Below are 18,151 nucleotides of genomic sequence, written 5' to 3' on the forward strand. Positions count from 1 at the left end.
AAAATTTTCTAGATAGCTTGAGCAAGGCTTGGCTCAATGAGTCTGGCCCCTCAATAGCCAATGTCTCAAAGGAATAAGAGCCATGTGGAAATTTTGTAATGAGGGCTACATATTAAGTCTATTGGCAACACCAAATTTATTGTTTGAGCCAGAAATTTCCCTGGAAGAATTTAGTTACTGATATATACCAGTATAATTTAAAACTCACTAATTTTATGAGCATAAAGCAAACTATATTACGAAACGTAAATATGCCGGAAATCCTTACCAATGAATCATGAGCAACAATCAATGACCAAGATTAAGCCGATCAAACGTTTGTGGTGGTCTTAGGATATATTAAAATGAGTATAGGATATGTAACCTTTCTTAACCTAAGCCATAGTCCGCCTATCCATGACCCCAGCCACCTCCCTGTTTACCCCTGTGGAAGCAGACCTGCGAATACTAGCAGATAATCTCAAAGAGCTAGTAGGAAATCGCCACCCCATACTTTATGCAGCTGCCGAACATTTATTTGGAGCTGGGGGAAAGCGTATCAGACCAGCAATTGTCTTGCTGATATCGCGGGCGACAATGTTAGAACAAGATATAACCCACCGTCACCGACGCTTGGCTGAGATCACGGAAATGATTCACACAGCCAGTTTGGTACATGACGATGTGGTGGACGAATCAGAACTCCGACGTGGTGTTCCCACGGTTCATAGTTTGTTTGGGAACCGGATTGCGGTACTAGCAGGAGATTTTCTCTTTGCTCAATCGTCCTGGTATTTGGCAAACTTGGACAATTTAGAAGTAGTTAAACTGCTTAGTGAAGTGATTATGGATTTGGCGGCTGGAGAAATTCAGCAGGGACTAAATCGCTTTGATACCACCACATCAATTGAAACTTACCTCAAAAAAAGCTATTACAAAAGTGCCTCATTAATTGCCAACAGTTCTAAAGCTGCTGGCGTGTTGAGCGGTGTATCACAAAAGACTACTGACCATCTGTATAGCTACGGGCGTCATCTTGGTCTAGCCTTCCAGATTGTAGATGATATTTTAGATTTCACCAGTTCTACAGATACCTTAGGCAAACCAGTTGGATCAGATCTCAAAAGTGGTAATCTGACTGCACCAGTTTTATTTGCTTTAGCAGAAAAACCATACTTGGAAGTGCTGATTGAACGAGAGTTTGCCCAAGAAGATGACTTAGAGCAAGCACTGTCTTTAATTGAAGATAGTCAAGGAATACAGCAGGCGAGGGAATTAGCTGCTCACCATGCTAAGTTAGCAGCGGAAAACCTGGCAATTCTGGCACCCTCAGAATCTCGTCAAGCATTGATTAATATGGCGGACTATGTATTGAGTCGGCTTTATTAGAGATTGGGGATTGGGGACACTTCGGCAAGCTCAGTGCATCGCTGGGGATTGGGGACACTTCGGCAAGCTCAGTGCATCGCTGGGGATTGGGGACACTTCGGCAAGCTCAGTGCATCGCTGGGGGCTGGGGACACTTCGGCAAGCTCAGTGCATCGCTGGGGACTGGGGAAGATGGGGAGAATAATAACTCCTAACTCATTACTCCTAACTCATTACTCATTACTCATTACTCATTACTCCTAACTCATTACTCCCAATCCCCAATCCCCAATCGCCTCAAGCGATATTTGGGGGTATTCGACCTGGCGATCGCTTTTGTTTTTGTTGTAGTTGTTGTTGAATCAGGTTTTGCAGGTCAGACCGCTGTACTTCGATAGCGTTGGTCGTGGTTGTGGGAGTTTCAAAGAAAACTAGACTCTCGACGGGTTCTAATGCGAGCAGTTGGAACAAAATGTGAGTAACAGGAATCGGTGTAGCTATTAGTTGAGGGTCAAGCCCAGCAGATGAACTGAGTGGGACATCCTGTAATGTAGGGTAAGCGTAAATGACGCTTTTTTCTAATCCTGGATTTGCACGGCTACTCAACGTAGTTAAAACCCAATCTGACTCTAAGTTCTGGAGGATATAGTACTGGGGGAAGCGTAACTTTTGGGCGATCGCAATCAGCGCAGGGGCGATTGCTGTGACAAGTTGTGGTGTTATACCATCGTGAGGTGCATTATCAATCAACAATTGAATCTGTGCTTCTAAATCCATAATGACTTGTCAACGGCTCCTGGGTAATGGCTAAAACATCAAAATCAAGATCAAGTGTGAACAATCCCAATAAATTTGGGAAAGATAAGATCAGTCAAATACTTAAATGAGGATTGACCTGCGTTTAGCTTATACGCAAAACCGATCCAGCCAAAACCCACGGTCGTACAGGTTTTAATTGAGTATGTTAGGGTCTTTTTAAAACCGAGACTATGAATTCAGCCGTAACCGCAAATCTTCAGGGAGAAAATTCTATCGGCGTGGAGGTGATATTTCAACTCCTATTCAAGGAGCTTAAACAGTCAACCAAAGCTTCGGAACAAAATTGCCACGATGTGGCAACACGTATTGCTGCCGAAGTCAACCGGATTTGCAGTGAGAGTAAACGTATCCAAGCTTCCGGTGCTGTGGAAAGTTCGGCTATGAGTTTAGCCCGACATCGGCTGCAACAATGTCTCAGGTACTATGAGTTGGGTTCAAATCGCGGCCGGATAGAATTACACAGTACTCTAAGCGCTATAATCTATCGTTATATTAATCCTCCTCAGCGGCAGTTGAGCTATCAAGGAAGGTTGACCATAATCGAGGATTTCCTCCAGAGTTTTTATCTGGAAGCCTTAAACGCTTTCCGACGAGAAAACGAACTAGTCCCAACCTATTGTCCCCAGAGTCTGCTGGAACTGGCAGAGTACATGGCCTTTACTGAACGCTATGGTAAACGCCGGATTCCCTTACCAGGTCGTCAGCAGCAGCTGATTATTCTCCGGGCACAAACTTTCTCGCAACACCAACCTCCAGAAACTAGCGTAGACATTGAACAAGCTGCAGAAGGTAGTGGTAACGAAGCCGACGGTTCCTGGGAAGAACCAGCAGTTCACCAATTGCGTTCAGCGATGGCGACACAACCAGAACCTGAACTCGAAGAGGACACATTGCGTTCGGTGGTGATTGCGGAATTATTGGATTATCTTGAAAAACGCGAACAAACCGACTGCGCTGATTACTTCTCTCTCCGTCTTCAGGATATGTCGGCGCAGGAAATTGAGTCAGTTTTGGGTTTAACCCCCCGCCAAAGGGATTATTTACAGCAGCGCTTTAAATATCATTTGATTCGCTTTGCCTTATTACATCGCTGGGAATTGGTTCACGAGTGGCTGGAAGCCTCTCTGCACAGTAATTTGGGCTTGACTCCCCAGCAATGGCAAACATACACAGCGCAGCTAGATGATAAACAGCGGTCTTTACTAGAGTTGAAGCAACAAGGACTAGCTGACGAAAAAATAGCGAAAACTTTAGGATTATCCATAGCACAACTTCAAAAAAGGTGGTTTAAGATTCTTGAACAGGCTTGGGAAATTCGTAACTCTTTAGTGTCCGGATCAGGTGCATCTACTCATGAATAGTGACTCAGAATCCTTACAACACCAGTTACTTAGTTGGTTTTTGACAGATGATGTCACAAACTACGAGCGGCCCTCGGTAGACTGTGAGGAAATTGACGGGGTAAACAACCCTCTCAAGAAAGCAGCCGCATCAACCAGTGGCGAGCATGAGTTGGGAGGGAAACCCCAAACCTTTCAACTGGGAGAAATTCCTACTGTGCAAGAACGTTTCCAAGCCGTCCTCAAACGTCGGTTACAAGTCCAAATTCAAAACCACCCGCCTTTGTTTCCTTGGGAAACACAATTAATAGAATACCCTGACTACGTAGATGAGCCATCGATGACATTAGTTCGTACCTGGGGGTGGATGGCACAACAGTCAAAACTGAATTTGCCAATTACCCTACCGGAAAGAATTTTTCGGCAATTGCTGGAAAAATGTCAAGATATGATTACATCTTCGCTACCATTAGGGGCAAAATTAGTTCAGGTGGTGGATAGCTGTTTCCCTAACGAAACTCAAACTCTCAACGACCTAGCTGGATTGGTGCTAAGAAGTACTTATCGCTCTGTAGATGGGCTGGAAGCTATGCCTAATCTTCAGGGAGATTTTTCGTCTTTACAACAACGTCAACAAATGGCGTTGTCGCTGCTAGCTGCTAAACAACTACTAGAAACCCTGACTTTGCGACTTTCACCAGTTAATCCAGTGGCTGAAAGACAATGGCTCACGAGCGCGGGTGATTTGACGATAAAAGTAGAATACCAGTCTCAAATTCAGGACAAGAAACTCTGTGTTCAGGCTCAATTACCCACTCAAGGGATTTTGAAGCTTCAGGGCAATGGGACTCAAGCAACAGCACAGTCTTTCGGTGCAGGAAGCATGAGTGTAGAATTAGATTGCACCGCATTTAATCACACTTATACTCTGTCCGTAGATTTTCCCGAAATAGATCAGGAACCGCTGTTGTTCGTGATTAATCTCAGGATGTAGGCGAGATTACCATCGCTAGCACTTGATGTAGATAAACGCTGATGAGATGAAGAAGATTATCCTGGTTTTTTCGCTAATCCTTTTTTTTAATAAGCGGTCATTAGGGCGTCTGCGATCACCCACTATCAGGACGATAGCTGCACAAGATGTGTAGACTGCTACATAAAAGCTGGACAAATCCAGACATTACTTGACGTTTCAACGGGAGCATGGGAGCGGCTATCCCTTAACGTCCAGGCACGGTTTAGCCCTCCGTGCATATTTTTCGAGATTTTTAGACGCATTTAAATCTCGGTCTTGGGTATGATGACATTTTTTACATTCGTAAACCCGCTGTGATAGACTAATTTCTTGAATTTCTCCACAATTTGCACAAGTTTTACTAGATGGGTAAAATCTATCGACAAATATGACAGTTCCACCATATCTAATTACTTTATATTCTACTTGTCTGCGGAATTCATAAAAATTGGCATCGCTGACAGCACCGGCTAATTTATGATTTTTCAACATCCCCGAAGTATTCAAATCCTCCAAAGCAACAACTGCGTGGTTTTTGCAGATAAATGTAGTTGCTTTATGAGTCGCATCTTTCCGTATATTAGTAATACGTCGATGCAGTTTAGATATTCTCAACTTTTGTTTTTTATAACGATTACTCCCTTTGATTTTCCTTGTAAGTTGACGTTGTAATCTTGTTAACTTGCTCCTGGCACTTTTTAAAGCTTTCGGATTAACAAAAATCACTCCTGTTGATAAGGTAGCTAAGGTTTTTATCCCTAAATCAACCCCGATATAATCATGTTCTTTAGGAGTGATTTCGGGGGAGATTTCATAAGAACAAGAAATATACCAATCTCCCGCCGATTGAGATATAGTAACCTTTGTGGTCGTGGTGTGAGGTAAAGATTCATAAGTTGAAACCCAGCCAATGGTGGGTAATTTAATGCGGTTACCACCGATATTTATTGGTTTACCACCCGCATTAATTGTAAAACTCTCATTTCTGCCTTTTCTTTTAAACTTGGGATATTCTGCACGTTTACAAAAGAAGTTCTTAAAAGCTTTCCCTAAATTATCAAAAGCAAATTCCGTGACTTTTTGACAAATACCTGGTTCTTTAATCCAAGTCAAAACTGGCTTGACTTGATTATTAAAGAACTTTTTCAAAATCAAGTGATTGGGTTGATATCCAGATTGATACAATGCTTGCCATGTCGCGAGTCCCCAATTGTATGTAAATCGGGATATGCCAGCGTGTTTTGACATCAGAATTTTCTGGTCAGCAGTCAATTTTAACTTGGTTTTGATGGAAGTCAGTAACACAAATTTACTTGTAAGGCAAGCTTTTCAAATCATCACATAAATAGTACAGGTGGGTCTAGAAGGTTTATGTAAATTTTCTTGAAACATGTGGTGACAGAAGCCCCCAGAGCGCATAGGATTTGCACCATACGCGCATAAGGTTTATGGTACGGTTTGTAAATAAATGTCCGTGGAAGTCCAGCAAATACTTAACTAGGAGGTTACTCCTATAGATATCCGGCAGGTATATTACTACCTTATTCAGGGAATTGCCAGAGAATCAGGGTATTCCCGTACACTTGCGGATGAAGGTTTCTCGCAGAGTAGGCTAAAGTAGCAGCACAAGACAGGGCAGTAGGGTTTTATCCCTAGCATGATGTCCGAAACGTCTCAATTACCGCTTTGCTTACAGTTGAAATGTTGAACTTGTCCAGGATGAATCGGATTTGGCGTCTACCTGAGGGTCATTACTGGCGACAAAGTAGACAGGGATCGCCTTTAATAGAAGTAGAAGACTCAATTACCTTACGTTTGCTAGTGCTAGCGTTGGTAATCATGGGGATTGTGGCGACGGATATTGCTGCACAGACTCTATTCAGTCTTTGGGCAATACCACTGAGTATGGGGGGTGCGATTTGGAGTTATTACCGTCGTCGCGATGCCAATGTGACAATCAAATTTTGCATCGCCCTAGGAATGTTAGTAGCACTGGGTGCTTTCTTTGGGCGGATATTCGGCGAATTGAATGATACACGCCTGGGTCTAGCAGAGTTATTAATTCAACTACAGGTACTCCACAGTTTTGATACACCCCGGCGCAAAGATTTGGGGTACTCAATTGTGATTGGGCTGATTTTACTAGGGGTCGCAGCCACGCTGAGTCAAACGTTAGGATTTGCACCTGTGCTGCTGTTATTTTTAGCGATCGCCCTACCAACCTTAGTTCTAGATTACCGCTCACGACTCGGCTTGGACAAGCTCAAAGTCAAACAACAAAAGGTAAAAGAAACAAAGTTATCTTCTCTTTTACCTTTTTATTTGTTACTGTTTACTGTTATAATTAGTCTGGGACTGGCAATTTTTGCGATTCTGCCCCGATTCCCTGGCTATCAACTACGGACATTTCCCGTAAGTTCTCCAATTCAAGTCAAAGGGGGGTTTACAGGACGTAGCATCATCAATCCAGGTTATGTCCGCCAAGGTAATGCCAATAATCAAGGTAGTGGTAAAAATGGACAAAGCCCAGCAGGCAAACCAGGAAGTCTAGATAATAGCTTTTATTACGGCTTTAATAGCCAGATGAATCAAAACCTGCGGGGAGAGATGAAACCCAAGGTAGTAATGCGGGTGCGATCGCAGGCAGAAGGTTTTTGGCGAGTTTTGGCATTTGACCGCTATACTGGTAAAGGATGGGAAATTTCGCGCAATGAGCAGGTTACGACCCTCAAGCGAGCGCCTTGGTCTTACCAAATTTATCTTTCCCCACCACCCATAGCTGGTAAAACCCAAGAAGTAGTGCAAACTTATACAATAGTGTCAGATTTGCCTAACCTGATTCCCGCAATGGCTGCTCCCAAGGAAATTTACTTTCCCACACCAATCATCGCTGTAGATCAAGAAGACGGGTTGCGATCGCCTGTAGAATTATCTGAAGACCTTACCTACACAATCATTTCCGAAGTACCATACCGCGATCGCACCTTGTTACGCCAAGTTTCTACTAAATATCCCTCAAACATTAAAAATCATTATTTACAAATCCCTCCAGAAATTGCGGAAAAAGTCAGACAACGTACCAAAGAAATCCTCGCTGACTACAATCAACAACTGGTATGGAAATCTGACAAAACCCTGAATTCAACCTATGAAACGGCGCTTTATCTGGCTCAGTACCTGAAGCAACATTATTCACTCCCCCAAAATCCCTTAGAACTGCCTTTTTTGAGTGATAAAGATGACTTGGTAGAGGCGTTTCTGTTTAAGTATAAAGGCGGATATGCAGACCACTTCTCCACAGTTCTCACAGTGATGCTGCGTTCCATTGGTATCCCAGCGCGGTTAGTAGCCGGATTTGGTCCTGGCGAGTTTAATCCATTTACGGGGATGTATGTTGTCCGCAACACCGACGCTTACGCGATGACCGAAGTATATTTTCCCGATAATGGCTGGTTTACCTTTGACCCAATTCCCGGACATCCGCTAATACCCCCCTCTATCGAAGATACTCAAACCTTTAGCGTCCTGCGTCAATTTTGGCACTGGGTGGCTGGATGGCTACCCTCACCAGTCACAGGGTTGCTGAATAATGTATTTGGGACAATATTTAGCTGGATAACCAGAGCGATCGCTTGGTTTTTCGCGTTATTCACGCAGGGTTGGCTAGGTGTATTAACTGGCTTAATTGTAGGAACGACCACCGCTTTCTTTAGTTGGCTGGGTTGGGAACAGTGGCGAAACTGGCGCAACCAAAGGCGGTTGCGGAAATTACCACCAATGGAAAGCCTGTATCAACAAATGCTGCAATGGGTAGCCCAAAAGGGATTGGCTAAACATCAAGCCCAAACACCTTTAGAATATGCCAGAGTATCATATCAGCATCATTCACCAGCAACCGCCGAGGTCATAGACGAGATTAGCCAAGCCTATGTTAGCTGGCGTTATGGTGGTCATACACCAGACTTAAAGCAACTGCGACAAAAATGGGAAGAACTGAAAAAGAAGACAGGCGATCGCAATTTGCGTTATCTGTAGGGGCGCAAGGCCTAGATCCCCTACACAATCTATCAGGCGATCGCAATTTGCGTTAGCAAGAAAGGCAGAAGGCAGAGGGCAGGAGCAATACTGCTCGGTTAACGAATTTCTTGGTTGAGGCAAGCAGGGGGAGCAGGGGGAGAAATGGAGGCTGGCGTTGAGTTTTGCCTCCCCTGCTTCCCCTGCCTCCCATGCCTCCCCTGCAAATCCTACGCAGTATTGAGGGCAGGAGGCAGAAGGAATACTGCCCTCTGCCTTCTGCCGCGACCAAAGGGAGCAAGGGTTTAAGCCCCACTCCAAAATCTCTGATTTGGTGTCCCGCAATCAGTGTAGGTCTGTTCGCGGAGCGTCTCCCCTTGGGAGAAGCCTACACTGTATTGCAACCTTCTGCCTTCTGCCTCCTGCCTCCTGCCTTCTTTACTATTACTTCTTTATCCCCCATCGGTAAATCTTTGACTAAATGGCTTTGATTCTGGTTAAGAGGACTGAAAGCCCAATTATTTTGAGGTCAAAAATATCATATTGTTTGGTTTGAGTCGTAGTTTATGCGTAAAGGTGCAAGATGTGAAGATCCTGCTCAAAACACCGCAGATGGGGAAATTCTTCTTTGTGTTCGGCTAACCATTCCAATGTGCCATCAGTAGAACCATCATCGACTAAGACAATTTCATAACCAGTAATTGGAGTATTAGTTGCCAACTCCTGCACCTCTAAGGCGCGGAGAGATTTTTCCAAAATCGGTAGACGATTATAAGTCGGTATTACAACGCTAAAATACACAATCTCACCCACAACAATAAAATATTACCCATTTCCAGGATAGGACAGTCGGGAGCTTGGCACGGTTCCTGGCGCTACTCTGGTTACTGCTACCACCCCATCGCCTCAAGTGTTAAGTTTTAGCCCAAATTTGTATCAAACGTATTACAAAATTTGATTATTATTTTCAATTTAGGTATATATCTTCATGTTGTAAAAAACATATTTTTTTTTGAAAAAAAATATTTATTGATTTCAATTAACCACTGTATAACCTAACGTTAATCCTCATTGCCTAGATTAATGAAAACTTCATTACTTGTGTAGTTTGAGCAGAATAAATTCAGCCGTAACTGCTTATTATATGTAGCTTATAGGCTGTTAAAAGATGTAGAAATGCTCAATCATTATTTGGGTGATTTCTGTAAATCTGTAGGGTTTTTCTTTCGTTAGATTGCTCCTGTCATTAAGAGATTAACCAAAAGTAATTTCGTAACCATCAAATGGAGTACCCAGAATGAAAGGTTCACATCATCCCAAGAATGATGTCACAATCAACCCATCCGGTAACGAGTCAATTCGTGATGTGATTGAGCGTGTCGGTATCAAACGTCGGCGCTTCATTATGACGGCTGTGGGTACTTCAGTACTCACTGTCCTAGGTGATGTTTCCATCAATGGCTTCCTGCAAACTGTCGAGGCCGCCCCAATTCCCGCCGGACCAGGATTTCGTGGCATTGGCTTTGAAAGCATACCACCGAATTTGCTCAACCCAGCTACCGGACTCCTGCAAAAAGACCTTGTGAGTGTTCCTCAAGGTTACAAGGCTGAGGTACTGGTTGCTTGGGGAGACCCAATTATGCCAGGCGCTCCCAACTGGGCTTCAGATGCTTCCCAGGACGCTGCAGCCCAGGAGAAGCAGTATGGTATGCACTCTGATGGTATGCACTTCTTCCCAATTCCTGGACGCCAGTTTTTAAACCGGGCATCAACAACATCGGCGCCAGGACCGACATATAATAGTGGGTTGCTGTGCGTCAACCATGAGTACACCGAAGAATCGATCCTTCATGGTTCCCAAGGTCTCAGCCCAGTCACAATTGCCAAGGTACGCAAATCTCAGGCTGCTCACGGCGTGTCTGTTTTTGAAGTATCCAAGACAAGATTTGGCAACAGATGGAGTGTTGAGCGCAATTCCCGTTATGGTCGCCGCATCACAGCTAATACCGAGATGCGAGTTTCTGGACCAGCAGCAGGCGACGCACTATTGAAATCGAAGAAGTTTAACATCACACCCACAGGTTCAGTAGAAATCGGTGTAAATGATGGCTTCACTGCCTACGGTACACTCAACAACTGCGCTAATGGCTATACCCCTTGGGGTACTTACCTGACTTGTGAAGAAAACTGGAACGCCTACTTCGCCAACTCTAATGCTACAGAAGTAGTTGCCACCCCAGGTCTGGAGAGCAAGACTGCTGATATCCGGGCTTCACAGAGACGATACGGCATCGGTTCAGGGTCTGGCTATGGCTGGCCTACTGTTGATGCACGTTTTGATGCTTTTAACAACCCCCTCGAACCTCATTTATTCGGCTGGGTGGTGGAAATTGACCCATACAATCCCGACAGCAAACCAGTTAAGCGCACTGGGCTAGGTCGGTTTAAGCATGAAAGCGCTCAGTATGTGCTGGATGACAACAACCGTGTTGCTATCTATATGGGCGACGACGAGCGCAACGAGTACATCTACAAGTTCGTTTGCACCAATCCCTTCAATACCAGATTTATTAGCGCTAACCGTGACCTACTGGATGATGGTATTTTATACGTTGCCAAATTTAATGACAATGGCACCGGTCAGTGGATTCCTCTAGTCTATGGTCAGAACGGTTTGACACCTCAGAATGGTTTCAATAACCAGGCGGAAGTGCTGATCAAGACCAGACAAGCAGCAGATCGAGTTGGCGCAACCATGATGGACCGCCCAGAGTGGACTGCTGTACGTCCTCGGATCAATGGATTCAATGAGATTGAGGTCTACTGCACGTTAACAAACAATAGTCGTCGCGGTACAACCCCAGCTTCTTCAAACAATCAAGACGGTACAACATCTGCAGGTTCTGCACGTCCGGCTGTGGATGGTGCTAACCCACGTGCTAATAACCTTTACGGTCACATCATCCGCTGGCGTGAAGATGGACGCACCGTTACAGCTACCACCTTTACTTGGGATCTTTTCGTTGAGTGCGGCGACAAACTCGACCCAGATACCAATCATAAGGGTAACATTAACGGCGACGACCTTGGCGCACCAGATGGTCTGTGGTTCGACGACTTCGGCCGCCTCTGGATTCAAACCGACCAAGCAGGTGATGGTAAAGGTGATTGGACAAACATTGGTGGTAATACCATGTCCTGTGCTGACCCCAACACTAAGCAGATTCGGCGCTTCCTGACTAGCCCAACAGACTGCGAGGTAACTGGTGTTACTAGTACACCCGATGGCAAAACCATGTTCATTAATATCCAGCACCCTGGTGATGGTGGAACTACTGCAAATCCGACTCTAACCAGCAACTGGCCTTTCAGTCAAGGTTATGGCCTCCAAGGACGCCCCCGCTCTGCAACGGTCGTCATTACCCGCGATGACGGCGGTATCATTGGTGGACTGTAAACACAGTTTTATCTAGTACTCTGTCAAGATAAAAATGATGGACTGTAGTGCGGGCATCTTGCCCGCGTGAGCGAGACGCTCACACTACCAAAAATCCCTCAAAACAAAATTGACAGACTACTAGTGATATCTCGTAGAGGCAGATTCATTGAGGATCGCCTCTAAAAATAACTAATTGCCTGAATCTTTGTTTGTGTTTACATAATTAGGAAGAGACTTCCATGAAATTCCACACCAAAATTGCGATCGCTTTGATTACTGCTTCTGCTAGTGTTTTTAGTTTTGGTTCTATGGCCTCTGCTGGTGAAGGTGCTGCTGCTGGTGCTGTATCAGCTACACTTGACGCTAGCGGTAATGTAACTAGCATGGCTGCTGCTGGTGCTGTAGGTAAAAATGATGCAGGCGCTTTAGCAACTACTAACAACGGTATCAACACAGCCACTGCTTTAGGAAGTGCTGGAGTGATCGAATTACTTAGTGATGCTGGATCATTCACAGATGCTACTTCCACTGAGACTTTCAGCAATAATACACTTAAAGGTAGTGCAGATACTGCTTTAGGAACTAACCAAGCTAACTCTATTTCTACCTTCTCAGAAACTCCCATCGGGTCTGTTGAGACTGGATTTTCAAACTAATCATCATTTGCTTGTTTGATTCAAAGCAGTGTTTCTGTTTTTTCTGCTTGAGTCAGTGAGTGTTTCGCTTAGTTTTTGCCAAAGTATAAGTCCCAGAAGATGATTAGGGTGTCGGAAATTTATACTGCTAAATAACAGTGATCAAACTGTTATTTAGCTAAGATTTTCTCCACCCTAAACCTTTTGTCTTTATCGGTTAGGGACTTTCAGAAATTACAGCGTTTTTCAGGTAAATAGACCAGGCGTCTGGGGCGCAAGGCCTTGCGCCCCTACTTTCGCGCTCCGCAACTACAAACCTAGGATGTTAAAAATCTGTTTTGGATTATAGATTTTAGATTTATTCCCTAGTTCAAACTGGTAGCTGTGAAAATTTTTTTGATTGGGAAATATCAATAATTCAATTCTATTATCTAAAATCTACAATTCGGTCAACAGTCAACGCAAAAACCCCGTACTTGAATTGGGTGACAATCTGAAGCTGCAAACTATCTCTGCAAATCTTATTACAGATATTAATTATGATACTTCTTCAGAGAAACTTAACGATTGTACTTTTCTTGTGGTTGAGTTCGGGAACAATATTTTTTTGCCAAACAGCCTTTGCTCAGGTATCAGATAATTATAAAAATTTAGACTTTTCACAAAAGCCTCCAAGGGAGAAAAACACTGACTTATTACCATCTGTTCCTCTATTAATTGCTAATTTAGAATCTTTAAAAAATTTGCCAGATTCACAAAATAACCTTTTAGGGTATGTGCCTGATTTTGTTGAGCAACCAAAGGTTGCCGATTTAGAACAAATAAATTCAAAATTGGCGAATTGCACTCCCAACAATATAGGACAACTTGAATTTACAAAAGTAGCAGATTTAGAAGCCAAAAATCCAAAGCTTCCGAATTGTAATCCTACTATCATTAAACAAGCAGAAGCTAATTCCAAACAAATAGATCCACAGCCCAGGGTTGATGAATTTGACGTTGACCAAATATATCCACCAGACAAAACTCCTCCAATTGAACCAGATTATATCATTCCGCCCACAATTGGTGATCACAAAAAAATTCGCACTTTCACAACTAGCATACCGCTCAATGGGACAATAATTAATCACTTAACCAAAACAGAATTAAGCCTATCTTCAGGCTTTGGGGATAGTCGAAATTCTACTCTTGATGTTAATGGAATTGTCAATTTTAACAGTCAAGTTCAAGAAAGCTTAACAAAAAATAATATATTCACAGTAGACCAAAATGGGGATTATTTACAACTACAAACTGTGAGAAAACGTAGAGAAATCATCACTGATTTCACAGAACCCCGGACTGTAATGGGTCAACATATACAATTAAGTATGGCTGGTTCCTGTATATTTCCGGGTCGTAATCCAGACGAAATTTGTAGCTATACTCCTGGTTTGGCAACTGGGGATATTAATCCTAATACTCTCATGCCAAAACGGATTTTTCAAACTGGTAAAGTTGGTGAAGTATTAACACCAGCAACACTAGCTGCAATTCGTCAGCCTGGGTTTCAATCTGGGGCAAATGGTCAAAAAGTTGGCATAGATTTATTATTACCTAATATAGGTTCATTTGCAGGTAATAGTACTGGGGATAAACTAGATGTCAGTAGAAGAGAAGAAATTGAAAATACCCCTAGTATAGTTTATTCTACAGTTAGACAAATTGTCAAAGCCAATGACCGTGAAGCCGTCATGGCGAGAACAATACGCGGTTTTGGATTTATCTTAAATGACGATAATACTTTACTAAATACAGTCTTACAACTTGGCTCTAGTTTATTGCCAGATATATTTCCTAGTATTGCAGGTTCATCTAAACCAGTGAACTCAAATGTAAATAACAATTTATTTTTAGCTGCTAATAATGTCAGACTACCTGCTAATAGTTTTACTGCTTATCATGGAGGTATCGGACACGCTCAAAGCTTACCGCGAAAAGCCACCAACTTAAATCAAGTTCCTGCTGCTAGTTTTAATGGTATTTGGTTGGGTGTATCACCTGTGATTAAACGCAGTTATGAAATTCAGACTCGTAATCAAATCATTGGACCTCAGCAAGTTTTATTTGCTGGTGGTGGAGAAGGGGGATATAGTTCTAATGTCAGCTTTGTCTCTAGTATTAATAATCAAACTTTTGCGACAGCAGATTTACAAGATTTCTATACTCAAGTCTATCTGAGTATGTCCAATCAAGAGGTTAATTCTGTAACGACTCACAAATATAAGGAAGAAACTAATTATGTCCCACACATTAGTTTCACTGGCAATATTACTGGTTCTCAAGATGTCTTTAGATATTACACTGGTGTCATCGGTGCAGAAGAAATTAAAGCTTATGGTGGTATGGATTTTACCAAAAAAACCTCCAATGGATGGACTTTTTCTGGCGGGTTTTTAGCTTATATTAACCCAGATATTGACTACTACAGTCAAGCAGTAGGTAGCGTTGCTAAACGTATTCCCTTTAGTAAAAATAGCAACTTAGTTGTGTCTGCTGGGGTTAATTATGCTTTTGATAAAGAAGCCTACTTCAACACTGAAGATGATTATGTGAATTCACTTACACTGAAAACACAAGTGAATCTAGGAAATTTTTCCTTTGGGTTAACCAACTATTTTGGCGATATTTTACCCGATTCTGTTAATAATATGCTCGTTACAAATGTGGCGTTTAAATTTAACAAGCATTTTGCATTATCAGCATATTATGCCCCTATCAATGAAAATGCTGCTCGTTCTGTCTATGGTGCTGGAGCGAGATTTATACTTGGTGACAATCAAAATAGTCCCATACTCAGCTTGTCTTGGAAAAATAATGAGTACGACTATGGTAAACTTCTCTCTGTTAATCAGTTGGGGACAAATGAGAATGTATTCACTGTATTGTTAAAAGGTAATTTCTAAATAGCTGATCTGTATCCATCATCTCTATATTCACGTACCTCTGCGTACCTCTGCGCTTTCCTCAGCGCCCTCTGCGTTAAAAAAACTTACCGAAAAACCTCCTCATTATTCACCTCTAGCTATAAAAATGAGGAGTATTGAGCAGAATTAGGTAGATTTTCAGGAACTGCATTTACCCCCTCTCCGCCACCGGAAAGGGGTTAATCACAGATGAAACTCAAAAATCAGCACTACTTAATAAGCATCCTGCAACTCATAGAAATCAGGAGAGATGTAATCCTTACGCAAAGGCCAACCCACCCAATCTTCTGGCATTAAAATCCGCTTCAAATTCGGGTGTCCTTCGTATACAATGCCGAATAGATCGTAAGACTCACGCTCTTGCCAGTCTGCGGTTTTCCAAATCCAGTAGACTGAAGGCACCGTGGGATTTTCCCGTGGTAAGAACACCTTGAGGCGGATTTCTTCAGGTTTATCAACATTATCGCCAATTTTAATTAAGTGATATATGCTGACCAAATCTTGTCCTGGACCTAGGTCAACGCCACCTTGAAACTGGAGACAATTAAACCCATAAGCATACAAAGCTGTAGCGGTGGGGAGCAAGAAATCTCGCTCTACCTTAATTATTTCTACCCCGTTGACATCGGGTGCTAAAGACTCATGGTCAAAGCCATTTTCTGTCAACCACTGGGAAACTTGACCGGATACAACCAGACCTTCAGCTGCTGGTACTACTTTAGATTCTTCTTCAGCCACGGTTAGTTTGCTCCTTTTGGGTTTGGGAAGTCAGTAGTGCAGGTGGTACTGGTAAACCCATTGCTTCCACCAATTCCTTCGGTGGTGTGAAGCGAGTATCTGACTGCATATATTTACCAGTTAAAATTTCCTCAACTGGCTTGAGGTTGTGAGTTGTGCTGTAGTAGCGGTGGGTTTGCTTGATTTGATCCCGTTCTTGGATAGAATCATTGGCGATCTTCTTCCGTAGCTTGATGATCGCGTCAATAATTGCTTCAGGACGGGGAGGACAACCAGGCAAGTACACATCTACAGGAATTAGTTTATCAACTCCACGTACTGCGGTAGGAGAATCAACGCTGAACATTCCCCCAGTAATTGTACAAGCGCCCATAGCAATTACATACTTTGGTTCAGGCATTTGCTCATAAAGACGCACCAACTGCGGCGCCATCTTCATGGTAATTGTCCCGGCTGTAATAATTAAATCAGCTTGGCGGGGGCTAGAACGGGGAATAAGTCCGAAGCGGTCAAAGTCAAAGCGGGAGCCAATTAAAGCTGCAAACTCAATAAAGCAGCAAGCTGTACCAAATAGCAACGGCCACAGACTAGATAGCCGCGCCCAGTTGTAGAGGTCATCAACTGTGGTCAAGATCACGTTTTCGGAAAGATCTTGCGTGACCTTGGGACGCTCAATTGGGTTGATGATGCGCTCTTTGTCCTGAGCTGTTAAGTTAGAATTTAAGACCATTCCAAAGCTCCTTTACGCCATGCGTAAACTAAGGCGACTACAAGAATTGCGATAAAAATGAGCGCTTCAATAAATGCCAATAGCCCCAGGGTGTGGAAAGCCACTGCCCAAGGATACAAGAATACAGTTTCTACGTCAAAGACGACGAAAACCAGCGCAAACATGTAGTAGCGGATATTAAACTGAATCCAGGCTCCCCCAATGGGTTCCATCCCAGATTCGTAAGTGGTGCGTCTTTCACCGCTGTTACCACTAGGTCTTAGGAGTTTAGACGCTGAAAGCGCCAGTGCAGGGACTAGGCTACAGATGATTAGGAAGCCTAGAAGGTACTCGTAACCGCTGAGGACAAACACAATGGATATCTACCGCTTATGGACTATTTCAAGTTGGAATTAGGGACTGGGGATTAGGGACTGGGGACTGGGGACTGGGGATTAGGTACTAGAAAAATTTCTCCCCAATGCCCAATCCCCAATACCCTATGCCCCATGCCTTATGCCCCATGCCCAATCCCTCAATTACGTTACTTTCTTTTACATTATATCTTTTTGATTTTTCTGAAATCTGGGAAACAGACGGATCTCAGGTATTTGATTCGTTTGCGTCGGTGATAGAAAAGTCTAAAGGTTATGTCATAATTTGTAACGTATATTTAATATTTGTCACTCTGTGAGGCTAGGCTATGAGCGAACAAAGCGAACAAACTATTGAAACTCAAGAGTTAGACCGTTACGAGTGTCGCGCCTGCGGTTACGTTTATGAACCAGACAAGGGAGACGACAAACATGATATTCCTTCAGGGATACCTTTTGCCGAATTGCCCATAAATTGGCGCTGTCCGGTGTGTAGTGCCAAAAAGCAAGCTTTCGCCAACATCGGTCCTGCGGGACAAGCATCTGGTTTCCGAGAAAATCTTGGTTATGGTTTAGGTGTCAACAAGCTGACACCAGCCCAAAAAAATATCCTGATTTTTGGGGCTTTGGGACTTGGGTTTTTGTTTTTTCTCAGTCTCTACGGCTTACAATAATACCCGCTATCTTTTTTACCCAGTCCGTAGGGCAACCATTGCCTTTAAGGTAAACCTTTTAGATAACCTCTACACAAA

General features: G+C 43.2%; 14 protein-coding genes and 1 pseudogene. 9 read left to right on the forward strand and 6 right to left on the reverse strand.

Annotated features, from left to right (window positions below; genetic code table 11):
- Positions 1–396: 396 nt before the first annotated feature.
- Positions 397–1,368 (forward strand): solanesyl diphosphate synthase, encoded by a 972-nt coding sequence (gene sds / locus HEQ19_30085; protein ID WYM03094.1) that lies wholly within the window; start codon positions 397–399, stop codon positions 1,366–1,368.
- 3 nt (positions 1,369–1,371) lie between these two features.
- Positions 1,372–1,611, forward strand: a complete 240-nt coding sequence (locus tag HEQ19_30090; GenBank protein WYM03095.1) for a hypothetical protein — start codon at positions 1,372–1,374, stop codon at positions 1,609–1,611.
- A 33-nt stretch (positions 1,612–1,644) separates the two neighbouring features.
- On the opposite strand, the gene HEQ19_30095 is transcribed toward HEQ19_30090, so the two are convergent.
- The gene (locus HEQ19_30095) at positions 1,645–2,124 is read right to left on the reverse strand and encodes a hypothetical protein (GenBank protein WYM03096.1); all 480 of its coding nucleotides are present in this window, start codon (positions 2,122–2,124) and stop codon (positions 1,645–1,647) included.
- A gap of 212 nt (positions 2,125–2,336) precedes the next feature.
- Here HEQ19_30095 and hetZ point away from each other — a divergent pair, with 212 nt between their 5' ends.
- Positions 2,337–3,527 carry a heterocyst differentiation protein HetZ gene (gene hetZ / locus HEQ19_30100; GenBank protein WYM03097.1) on the forward strand — a complete coding sequence of 397 codons (1,191 nt, stop codon included), beginning with the start codon at positions 2,337–2,339 and terminating at the stop codon, positions 3,525–3,527.
- Positions 3,520–4,500 carry a PatU gene (locus HEQ19_30105; GenBank protein WYM03098.1) on the forward strand — a complete coding sequence of 327 codons (981 nt, stop codon included), beginning with the start codon at positions 3,520–3,522 and terminating at the stop codon, positions 4,498–4,500. Before hetZ ends, HEQ19_30105 begins: the two co-directional genes overlap by 8 nt.
- Positions 4,501–4,719: 219 nt before the next feature.
- Here the strand turns inward: HEQ19_30105 and HEQ19_30110 are convergent, their stop codons facing one another.
- Complete coding sequence (locus tag HEQ19_30110; protein WYM03099.1) at positions 4,720–5,826, reverse strand: RNA-guided endonuclease TnpB family protein; 1,107 nt, start codon at positions 5,824–5,826, stop codon at positions 4,720–4,722.
- 414 nt (positions 5,827–6,240) lie between these two features.
- Between HEQ19_30110 and HEQ19_30115 the strand changes: the two genes are divergently transcribed.
- Complete coding sequence (locus tag HEQ19_30115) at positions 6,241–8,556, forward strand: DUF3488 and DUF4129 domain-containing transglutaminase family protein (protein ID WYM03100.1); 2,316 nt, start codon at positions 6,241–6,243, stop codon at positions 8,554–8,556.
- A gap of 570 nt (positions 8,557–9,126) precedes the next feature.
- Here the strand turns inward: HEQ19_30115 and HEQ19_30120 are convergent.
- Positions 9,127–9,336 (reverse strand): annotated as a pseudogene (locus HEQ19_30120) (glycosyltransferase).
- A 496-nt stretch (positions 9,337–9,832) separates the two neighbouring features.
- Here HEQ19_30120 and HEQ19_30125 point away from each other — a divergent pair.
- The 3 genes from HEQ19_30125 (at position 9,833) to HEQ19_30135 (ending at position 15,557) form a co-directional block, all read left to right on the forward strand.
- On the forward strand, positions 9,833–11,992 hold the full coding sequence (locus tag HEQ19_30125) for a PhoX family phosphatase (protein ID WYM03101.1): 2,160 nt from the start codon (positions 9,833–9,835) through the stop codon (positions 11,990–11,992).
- A 221-nt stretch (positions 11,993–12,213) separates the two neighbouring features.
- Positions 12,214–12,630, forward strand: a complete 417-nt coding sequence (locus HEQ19_30130) for a hypothetical protein (protein WYM03102.1) — start codon at positions 12,214–12,216, stop codon at positions 12,628–12,630.
- A gap of 518 nt (positions 12,631–13,148) precedes the next feature.
- The gene (locus HEQ19_30135; protein WYM03700.2) at positions 13,149–15,557 is read left to right on the forward strand and encodes a hypothetical protein; all 2,409 of its coding nucleotides are present in this window, start codon (positions 13,149–13,151) and stop codon (positions 15,555–15,557) included.
- A 234-nt stretch (positions 15,558–15,791) separates the two neighbouring features.
- Here HEQ19_30135 and HEQ19_30140 read toward each other — a convergent pair whose 3' ends face one another.
- Genes HEQ19_30140 through ndhC form a run of 3 tightly spaced genes read right to left on the reverse strand, consistent with a single transcriptional unit; the run spans position 15,792 to position 17,399 of the window.
- Positions 15,792–16,274, reverse strand: coding sequence for an NAD(P)H-quinone oxidoreductase subunit J (locus HEQ19_30140; GenBank protein ID WYM03103.2), 483 nt, complete (start codon positions 16,272–16,274; stop codon positions 15,792–15,794).
- A gap of 34 nt (positions 16,275–16,308) precedes the next feature.
- Positions 16,309–17,046 (reverse strand): photosynthetic/respiratory NAD(P)H-quinone oxidoreductase subunit K, encoded by a 738-nt coding sequence (ndhK, locus tag HEQ19_30145; GenBank protein WYM03104.1) that lies wholly within the window; start codon positions 17,044–17,046, stop codon positions 16,309–16,311.
- A complete protein-coding gene (gene ndhC / locus HEQ19_30150; GenBank protein ID WYM03105.1) occupies positions 17,037–17,399 on the reverse strand; it encodes a photosynthetic/respiratory NAD(P)H-quinone oxidoreductase subunit C in 363 nt (120 codons plus the stop codon). The genes ndhK and ndhC overlap by 10 nt, the downstream gene beginning before the upstream one ends.
- Before the next feature lie 329 nt (positions 17,400–17,728).
- On the opposite strand from ndhC, the gene HEQ19_30155 reads away from it, so the two are divergent.
- The gene (locus tag HEQ19_30155; GenBank protein ID WYM03106.1) at positions 17,729–18,073 is read left to right on the forward strand and encodes a rubredoxin; all 345 of its coding nucleotides are present in this window, start codon (positions 17,729–17,731) and stop codon (positions 18,071–18,073) included.
- Positions 18,074–18,151: the final 78 nt, after the last annotated feature.

Source organism: Gloeotrichia echinulata CP02 (assembly GCA_038087035.1).
Classification (GTDB): Bacteria; Cyanobacteriota; Cyanobacteriia; order Cyanobacteriales; family Nostocaceae; genus Gloeotrichia; species Gloeotrichia echinulata.